The following is an 8,756-nucleotide window of genomic DNA, read 5'->3' as shown; positions in this document are numbered from 1 at the left end:
GGACAGGGGTGGCCACCGGCAGTTACAGATACACCACGCTAGAGGACGCAACCGGAAAGCTAGCGCAATGACGTGCACCGCGATGGCGGTGTCCAGGATCCAGGCGCTCAACGGCACCCCGAATGCCCGGTAGCGGTTGATGTCGGGAATGACCAGTATCATGCCCAGCGCACAGAACACCCCAACTGTCCATGCCTCACCCGTGAAAAAGACCAGCACAGCTGCAGGAAACACCAGCAGAAGGCCCAGCATCTCCCACCGCGGGTACATCTGCAGCCGGGTACGAAACTGAACGGTACTCATGATGTCCAACCTCCCTCCCGATCAGCTCCCGCCCCGGTCAACGCGATCACCGAATCCTCCACCCCGAGCGGTTCCACGTTGACGCCCTGCCATCCCGTCACATCGTCGATGCTGCGTGCCTGGAGGTCGACATCCGCCGACGTGGTACCCGCCACGTGACGCACCTCGGTGACCAGCATCGACGAGTCGTCCTCAAGCTGGGCGAGCACCTCGCGCATAAGAGAAGTGCTGCCTGTCAGCCGAACGACCCGGTCCAGGAACTCCTCGCTGCCGAGGTCATGCGCAAGCGTTCCGTCCGACCCGAGGATCAGCAACCGGTCGACGAGGCGACCGGCATCGGCCAGCTGGTGGGTGGACAGGACGATGCAGCGCGGATCTACGTCCTGGAGTTCAGCGAGGACCTGGTAGAACAGCCGCCGGTTCTGGACGTCCAACCCGGAGTACGGCTCGTCCAACAGGGTCAGCGGCGCCCGCGATGCGAGTCCGACGATGATGCTGACCAGCGACCGGTGACCCGTCGACAGGGACGACATCGACGTATGGGGATTCAGACCGAAGGTGTGGGTGAGGTGGTCGGCAAGTTCGTGGTCCCAGTACGGGTAGCGGGACGACGCGACGGACAGCACCGTGGATGTCGGCCACTGTGGTGGGTAGAGGACGTCCGTCCCGGTGAAACACACCCGGTCCATCGCGTCCCCGTTGTCGAACGGCAGGTCACCGCCGACCGTGATCTCGCCGCCAGTGGCCCGGAGCTGGCCGGCGAGGATGCCCATCAGCGTGGTCTTCCCCACGCCGTTGCGGCCGATCAGACCGATGAGGCTCTCGTGCGGCAGGTCGAAGGTGAGGTTGTTCAGGACGTGCCGGGTGGCGAAGGAACGGCTGAGATTCTCGGCGCGGACAAGAGGGGTGTTGGTTGTGGTGTTCACTGGAGAGTCCTTTCAGTTCGCGGCACGACGTCGCGGGCCGCCGATAATGCTGGTCATGGTCCATTCGGGTTGGCCGATGAGTGTCTTCGTTCGGGCGTGGGCCACGAGACCCCACGCGATCAGGAGGTTGGCGCCGAGGCCCAGGACGGCCAGCCATGCCGAGCCCGTGCCGAATGCCACGAAGGTGACGCCGACAAGGATCCAACTGGTGACCCACAGCCAGATGAACGCCGTTACCCAGTCCTCGTAGGAGATGGCGATACTCAGTGCTGCTGCGACGACAGCCGTCGCAAGCACACTGCACAGGTAGAGAAGTACGTGGGTGGTAGACATTGACGCCAGCGGATCCCCGTCAACGAGACCGCCGTACCGCAGCGGGAACCGGCCACCGAAGAATCCCAACAGCGCCATGGCGACAACCCCCGCGACCGCCAGGGGACCAGTGATAGCCACCAGAGCATGGCGGAACCAGGCCCACTTGCTGATCCCGAGGGCCTTCGCGGTCTCCCTGCTCGCGGCTGCGACAGGGGCGACGGCGATGGCAGGCGTCATCACGATGCCGAAAACAACCGGGCTTCCTTCGTCCAGGACCCCGAATGCCCGTGAGGCAAGCAGGACTGCCGCCCCGGTCGCCGCAACCAGCCCCAATGGCTGGTGGATAACGCGCCAGACCAGGGGACCGCGGCGGGCCAGGAAGAAGCGGTAGTACCAGGGCGTTCCGGTCGATGCACCGCTCGTACCCGTCGTTCGACCGGCCAGTATGTGGCGGTAGTGCCAGAGGATGGCGGTGACGGTCAGCCCGATCCCGACCACCGGCAGGAACAGCGCCCACCCGGGTAGCCCACCTGAATCTGCTGGCGAACCCGAACTGGCAACGATAGGCCACGTCAGGTGCATGGCTAAGACCATCACCACAAGAACACCGTGGTCGATCAACCAATGGCCCATCGTCAAGCCATACACCCGATAGCGCGCCGGAGTCGCGATGACCAGTAGCGCCGCAAACGCAGGGAAAATGAGTCCACCAGCAACTGAGGACCAGTTCTGCCAGCCCCGCTGAAGACCGACCATCGAGGAATAGGTAAACAATGCCAGCGCAAGGGACAGAACCAACATGACGGCAATGGAACTCAACGGGCGGTCGGCCTGCAGCCGGTTCCACGTGAAACGCATCGTGGTCTCCTTTCAGTTCGCGGCCGTACGGCGGGCGCTGTCGATAATGCTGGTCATGATCCATGTGGGACTGCCGACGAGAGACTTCGTCCGGGCGTAGAAAACCAGGGCACCCGTGATCAGAAGGATGAGGCCGAGCGAGATGAAGGATGGTGCCAGTGCATCTGCCCCGCTGAAGTACAGGTTGTTCGCCATGGACAGAATCACCCAGAAGACGATGAACCACATGACTGCGGGACCCCAGGCTTCGTACGACACACCCAGGCTCAAGGCTGCGGACGCCACCGCGATCAAGACGGTACCCAGCGCGAACAGTGCGAGGTGCGTTGCTGGGTAAGGATCTTCCGGGACGGAGTTGACCATCTGCTGCAGTTCACCCGGAAGGTCGGGCGCAGACAGGACGAGGACGGTCCCCACGCCCAACACCGACAGGGGTATCGCGATCGCGGCCAATGCATGCAGCAGCCACCGCCGACGCGGCATCCCGACCGCAATTGACGTCTCCCGGCTGACGGCCACGACAGGCGCACTGACCAGACCGGCGAACAACATGATGCCCATGGCTCGGTCCACCTCGGAACTGGTCCACTGCCAGAGCAGGGAGACCAGGAACCCCAGCAGCGCGACCAAGCCCAGGGGCTGGTAGGCGACCCGCCACGCCACGGGACCCCGGCGGGTCCGGAACAGCCGCATGTACCAGGGCGTCCCCGTGAATGTTCTGTCCGTTCCCGTGACGCGCCCCGCCAGGATGTACCGGTAGCGCCACAGGCTGGCCAGCACGGCCAGAGCGAGACCGAGCATCGGCATCACCGGCACCCACCAGGATTCGGGGTCCACGTTGTCGGTGGGACGGATAAGCAGCCACACCGGCCAGATCAGGTGGATCACCGCCACAATCGCCACGACAATCGCGTGGTCGATGAGCCAGCCCCGCATCGACAGGCCGTGCCCCCGGTAGCGAACCGGATTCACCACCACCAGCAGGACTGCCAGCGCGGGGCACAGGAGGCCTCCCACCATCGAGGGCAAGGGTGCCCAGTCATTATCGAACTGGACCATCATGCTTTGGGTGAGAAGCGCGAGCGGCAACGCGAGCAGCAGCATGACGAAGGTCGTCGACAACGGCCGGTCCGCCTGCAGCCGCTGCCACGGAAAGCGCATCACAGTCGTGGTCGGTGTCATGACGGTCCACCCCCGGTCAGCTGCACCACCGCGTCCTCCAACCCGAGCGGCTCTGTGACCACGTCGGCGAACACTGAATCGGTGCCGCTGCCCAGGTCAACGACCGCGCGGGACGCGCCGGCCAGGTCGTCCCGCGACAGCAACCGGCCAGTGGAGGAGTCACTCAGGGCCGACACCACCGTATCCACCCGCGAGGATGACCCCGTCACCCGGAAGAAGCGTCCCTCCAGGTCCTCGGCGGCGATGTCGTGCGTCAGCTGCCCCCGGTCCATCACCAGCACCCGGTCCACGATCCGTTCCAGGTCGGGCAGATGGTGCGTGGAGACGACCACCAGACGGGGATCGGCCTCCACCGACTCCATCAGCGCCCGGTAGAACAGCCGGCGGGCCTGCGCGTCCAGGCCCACATAGGGTTCATCCAGCAGTGTGACCGGCGTGTGCGACGCCAGGCCGATGATGATCCCCACCGCCGTGCGCTGCCCACGCGACAGACCGCCGTAACGAGAGAGTTCCGCCAGGCCGAACCCTTCGCGCAGCCGCTCCGCCTCGTCCCAGTCCCAGTTCGGGTGCCGCTGGGACGACAACTGCAGGATCCCCTGTACCGTCCACGCCGGTACGTAGTCGATGTCCACGCCGGTGAAGCTGGTGTTCTCCAGGACGACGGCATCATCGAAGGCGTCGCGGCCGCAACTCACGACCCGCCCCGCGGACGGACGGAGCTGCCCGGCGAGCAGTCCCAGCAGGGTGGTCTTGCCGGCGCCGTTGCGTCCGACCAGGCCCACGACCCCGTCGGTGACATCGACGGAGAGCGGCCCGACGACCGGCGGGAGGGCGCGGCCACCGCGTCCCGCCCCCGGGTAGCGCAGTTCGACGTCGGTGACGGTGATGTGTGTGGTGGTCGTGGTGGTGGTGTTCATGAGTACAGACCTCGGCTTTCGGCGACCTGGTCCAGCAGCCGGTGGAGTTCCTCGCGCGGCATGTCGAGCTTGATCGACTCATCCACCAACGGCGCCAGGAAATCCGCGGCGAAGGCCTCGCGGCGCCTCGCCAGGATGAGCTCACGCGCGCCGTCCTCGACGTACATGCCGAGTCCGCGCCGCTTGCTCAGGACGCCGCGCTCCGCCAGCAGGGTCAGGCCCTTACGTGCGGTCGCGGGATTGATGCCGTGGAAGGCGGCCAGTTCGTTCGTGGACGGGGCACGCTCCCCCTCGGGCAGGGAACCGTCAACGACGGAATCCTCGACGAGCTCGGCGATCTGCCGGAACAGTGGTGCGGTCGTCTCGTCCACGTGGGGGTCACCTCCTCGTCGGTGTGCTGGAGAGTTCAGGGGTGGTTGCTTGGTTAGTTACTTGTGTAACTAACCATCGCACAGGGATACCGGGCACGCAACAGGTCACACCCGCCCCACTGACCAGCGTCCCTCCCAACAGCACCCATAACTCGTGCACACTGGGGGTATAGGACAACACGAAACACACTGACTTAACACACAAGGACCAACGACCATGCTCGAACGAACCCTCATCTACGTCGACACCTCCTACCTGCTGGCCAGCTTCTACAACGCCTGGGCGACCGGCGCCAGATCCCAACTGGAGATAGACCTCCCCGAGGTCGTCAATGTCTTAGGCACCCGGACCGTCAACCAGCTCGGACAGCCCGTCCACCGGCAGAACTGGTACGACGGCATCCCCGACTCCGGCCCCCACCGCTACCAACGCGCCCTGAGATCCTGCCCCGGAGTGCAACTGCGTGCCGGGCAACTCATTGAATGGGGCGACCGGCGCACCCAGAAGGCCGTCGACACCCGCCTCGTCGCCGACATGGTGCTCAGCGCGGCGAACCACGAGGTCACCGACATTGTCCTGGTCTCCGGCGACGCGGACATGCTGCCCGGGGTGGACGAAGCCGTGTCCCGTGGGATCCGTGTGCACCTCTACGGCTTCGGCTGGGACTCCATGTCCGCCAACCTGCGCTACGCCTGCGACACCACCACCATCCTCGACCCGCGCGAGGACTTCGCCGACTGCATGCGGCTCGAGGTCCTCGAAGGGCCGCTGAAGACCGGCGGAACGACCGGCTCCGGGAGTGCCGGGGGATCCGGGACGCCGCAGCACAAGCCCATCGGGGACGCCGAGCCCGTCGAGGACCTCTCCGGTACCAGCGCAGTGCCCGACGTCCGACGGCGCAGGAGCACGGAATCGACGGAGTCCGAGGGATCCACGGAGTCCGCGGAGCCCGCAGAGTCCGCCGGCATCGGGGACAACAACGGCTCCGGGGCCACCGGGTCCACGGAGAACCCGGGGGCGGCGGAGAATACCCCGGAGCCCCCGGCCGTCCCTCCGGTGGCCACCGTCCCGACGGAACCGCCGGCCCCCGCCACCATCGGCGACGAGACCTGCGAGGACATCCAACCGGTCGAGTCCACCGTCCCGGTCGAAACCGCGCCCACCGACGGGCCGGACGATGCGTCCGCGGACACCTCCGGGACCGGGGAGGACACCTCCGGGCGCTCGTCCACACCGTCCCCCGCCGATCTGGCGGCGCCGAAACCGGCACAGCCGTCCCGCCCGGTCCCGTCCCGTCCAACCCCGGCGATGATGGCGTCCCGACGCCGCCTGCGCAGCCGCTACGTCCCCCTGCCCACCGAAATCTGGCAGTCCGGCGGACAGCAGACCCCGTTCGACATCGGCGAGCAGTACGCCATCTGGTGGTACCAGCACGCCGCGACCGATGAACAGCAGCGCAGTGCGCATGTCCTCAGCGGTGGCGGCCTGCCGCCGGAGATCGACCGTCCGCTGCTGCAGTTCGCCTGTGAGACCCTCCACGAGTACACGCTCACCGAGCACCAGCGGGTGGACCTGCGCGACGGGTTCCACTCCGGGGTGCGCGGCATCGTCATGAAGCAGTGAGCGACGACATACAGCGCTGAGCGCCCTTCCAACCGGTCGACCGCCCTCCCATACTGCACAATTAACGACATTCACCCGACAGTTCATGAGGGCGCCCGACAGCATGTGAGGGCACGTCCGGCACCACGTGCCCGCAGAGGTCCCGCGCCGTTGGTCCCGGGTCTCCCGGTACCTGTGAGATGATGCCCCCATGACCGATTCCGCCGCAGCCTCGCCGGGGCACGCCGAGGACAGCTCCCCGCAGGACACCGCACAGGACATCACGGACACCGCGCCGGACGCCCCGGGCAACGACGCCGCCTCGCACCCGGACCGCACCGGGCACGGCATCCTGTCCCTGGCCGGGCAGCTCATCGGCGCCGGGGGGCTGGCTGCCCTGGTCACACTGGCGGCATGGTTCGTCCTGTCCAGGACGAACCTGCCCGCGTACTCCTCGTCCAATGTGACGAAGGCACTGGCCAGCGCCACAGGGGTCGTGGTGCTGGTGGTCCTGGCGCTGCTGCTCTACGGCGTCCTGCACGCCCGCACCCCGTACCGGGACTGGGCGCGCTGGAAACGGATCGGGGCGACCGTCCTGTGCTGGCTCGCACCGGCGGGCCTGGTCATCGCCGCCCTGGCGATCCCGCTGGCGGCCACCCGCCTCTACCTCGACGGCATCAGTGTTGACCAGGCGTTCCGCACGCAGTTCTTCACCCGGATGACAGACAGCCCCGGGTTCGACGACATGGCGTACCTGGACGAGCCGAGCTTCTACCCTCGTCTCTGGTTCCTCTCCGGCGGTATCTTCGCCAATGTCGTCGGCCTCGCGGGCTGGGCGGCGTTCCAGCCGTGGGCGCTGGTCACCCTCGCCGCGACCGGCTCAATGCTGGTCCCGGTGTGGCGCCGGCTGACCGGTTCACTGCCGCTGGGCACCGTGATCGCCGTGGTCACCACCGCCGTCGTCCTGCACACGGCTCCCGAGGAGCCCTACGCCGCGGTCGTCGCCTTCGGCATGCCCGCCGCCCTGGTCCTGGCCGGGAGGGCCGTCCGTGGATCGCGTCCGGCCATGGTCGGCGTGGCCGTCTACCTCGGATTGTCGGCGAACCTGTACACCCTGTACACCGGCGTGTCAGCGCTGGCGGTGGTTGTCATCGCCCTGGTCGTGGCGTGGCGCACCAGGAAGCTCGGGCCGGTACTCCGTCTCGTCGCTGTGGGGCTGGGCTCCCTGGTCATCGCCGCGGTCGGCTGGGCCCCCTACCTGCTGGCGATGCTGACCTCCGAGCACGGGGCGACCGGACGCGCACAGCACTACCTGCCGCAGTCCGGCACGGAGATCCCCACCCCGTTCTTCGACGTGAACCTGGTCGGCATCCTCGGGGTGATCTGCCTGGTGTGGATGGTCCTGCGGTGGAAGCGCAGCCAGGTCCGCGCGCTGCTCGCCGGGGTGGCGGTCTGCTACGCCTGGGTGCTGCTGTCGATGGTCACCCCGCTGGCCGGGACCACCCTGCTGGGCTTCCGTATGGAGCTGCCGATCGCGTTGATCCTGGTCACCGGGGGCGTGATGGCGCTGAACGATCTGCGACACACCGGCATACCGAAGGCCTACCCGCAGTTCGTGGGGCCGAAGGCGGAGCCGAAGGTGACCGCCGTGCTGGCCATCGCACTGACCTTCGCCGCGGGCTCCTACGTGGTGGATGTGCCGCTGCACCTGCGTCCGCAGATCGACCTGGCCTACACCGACTCCGACGGCGAGGCGCAGCGCGGTGACCAGTTCCCGTCGGACTCCACCGTCTACTTCGGGGACGTGGACGCGTCGATCAGGACGCAGCTCGGACTCGGGGACGCGGCCGGCGACCGGGCCGGCACGGTGGTGCTCACCGACGAGAAGAGCTTCATGGCGTACTACCCGTACCACTCCTACCAGGCGATGACCGCGCACTACGCGAACCCGCTGGGCCGGTTCGAGGACCGCAACGCCGAGATCGAGGAGTGGACCGAGATCACTGACCCGGGTGAACTCACCGCCGCGATGGACAGCACCGCCGAGGAGAACGGGTGGACCGGGCCGGACGCGGTGGTCATGCGCGGCCAGGCCTCGGACGCGACAGAGGACGCAGACGGCACGGGGGAGTTCAGTTTCCGCCTGTCCGAGGACATCTACCCCAACGACCCGAATGTGCGCTTCACCACGCTCTCCTTCCACGCCTCGGCGTTCTCCGAGGGCTGGCACCTGGAGCAGGCGGGGCCGTTCGTCGTCGCCGTCCGGGAGAGGTAGGCGTCC

At 67.2% G+C, this 8,756-nt stretch carries 8 protein-coding genes; 2 read left to right on the top strand and 6 right to left on the bottom strand.

Translation table 11 applies throughout. The features are described 5' to 3' along the window. From ACTIL2_RS03260 to ACTIL2_RS03235, 6 genes are all read right to left on the bottom strand, one after another. Positions 1-303 (bottom strand): hypothetical protein (locus ACTIL2_RS03260; RefSeq protein ID WP_442336021.1); only part of this gene is annotated, 303 nt, incomplete at its 3' end. Next, positions 300-1,229, bottom strand: coding sequence for an ATP-binding cassette domain-containing protein (locus tag ACTIL2_RS03255; protein ID WP_442336020.1), 930 nt, complete (start codon positions 1,227-1,229; stop codon positions 300-302). The genes ACTIL2_RS03255 and ACTIL2_RS03260, both read right to left, overlap by 4 nt. A gap of 12 nt (positions 1,230-1,241) precedes the next feature. After that, positions 1,242-2,402 carry a hypothetical protein gene (locus ACTIL2_RS03250; protein ID WP_442336019.1) on the bottom strand — a complete coding sequence of 387 codons (1,161 nt, stop codon included), beginning with the start codon at positions 2,400-2,402 and terminating at the stop codon, positions 1,242-1,244. A 12-nt stretch (positions 2,403-2,414) separates the two neighbouring features. Beyond that, complete coding sequence (locus ACTIL2_RS03245) at positions 2,415-3,584, bottom strand: hypothetical protein (RefSeq protein ID WP_442336018.1); 1,170 nt, start codon at positions 3,582-3,584, stop codon at positions 2,415-2,417. Next, on the bottom strand, positions 3,581-4,501 hold the full coding sequence (locus ACTIL2_RS03240) for an ATP-binding cassette domain-containing protein (protein ID WP_442336017.1): 921 nt from the start codon (positions 4,499-4,501) through the stop codon (positions 3,581-3,583). Before ACTIL2_RS03240 ends, ACTIL2_RS03245 begins: the two co-directional genes overlap by 4 nt. After that, positions 4,498-4,872 carry a GntR family transcriptional regulator gene (locus ACTIL2_RS03235; RefSeq protein ID WP_442336016.1) on the bottom strand — a complete coding sequence of 125 codons (375 nt, stop codon included), beginning with the start codon at positions 4,870-4,872 and terminating at the stop codon, positions 4,498-4,500. The genes ACTIL2_RS03240 and ACTIL2_RS03235 overlap by 4 nt, the downstream gene beginning before the upstream one ends. A gap of 217 nt (positions 4,873-5,089) precedes the next feature. Between ACTIL2_RS03235 and ACTIL2_RS03230 the strand changes: the two genes are divergently transcribed. Next, the gene (locus ACTIL2_RS03230; protein WP_442336015.1) at positions 5,090-6,496 is read left to right on the top strand and encodes an NYN domain-containing protein; all 1,407 of its coding nucleotides are present in this window, start codon (positions 5,090-5,092) and stop codon (positions 6,494-6,496) included. A 190-nt stretch (positions 6,497-6,686) separates the two neighbouring features. Beyond that, positions 6,687-8,750 carry a galactan 5-O-arabinofuranosyltransferase gene (locus ACTIL2_RS03225; protein ID WP_442336014.1) on the top strand — a complete coding sequence of 688 codons (2,064 nt, stop codon included), beginning with the start codon at positions 6,687-6,689 and terminating at the stop codon, positions 8,748-8,750. The last annotated feature ends 6 nt before the right edge of the window (positions 8,751-8,756 follow it).

The sequence above is a fragment of the Corynebacterium sp. genome, from assembly GCF_052107835.1.
Classification (GTDB): domain Bacteria; phylum Actinomycetota; class Actinomycetes; order Mycobacteriales; family Mycobacteriaceae; genus Corynebacterium.
Note: the sequence above shows the minus strand (reverse complement) of the source record. Positions and strands in the feature narration are given on the sequence as shown.

What these genes read in the sequence shown, in the direction of transcription:
- ACTIL2_RS03245 (WP_442336018.1), bottom strand. Translation starts at nt 3,584, where the DNA reads ATGACACCGACCACGACTGTGATGCGCTTTCCGTGGCAGCGGCTGCAG.
- ACTIL2_RS03240 (WP_442336017.1), bottom strand. Translation starts at nt 4,501, where the DNA reads ATGAACACCACCACCACGACCACCACACACATCACCGTCACCGACGTC.
- ACTIL2_RS03230 (WP_442336015.1), top strand. Translation starts at nt 5,090, where the DNA reads ATGCTCGAACGAACCCTCATCTACGTCGACACCTCCTACCTGCTGGCC.
- ACTIL2_RS03250 (WP_442336019.1), bottom strand. Translation starts at nt 2,402, where the DNA reads ATGCGTTTCACGTGGAACCGGCTGCAGGCCGACCGCCCGTTGAGTTCC.
- ACTIL2_RS03225 (WP_442336014.1), top strand. Translation starts at nt 6,687, where the DNA reads ATGACCGATTCCGCCGCAGCCTCGCCGGGGCACGCCGAGGACAGCTCC.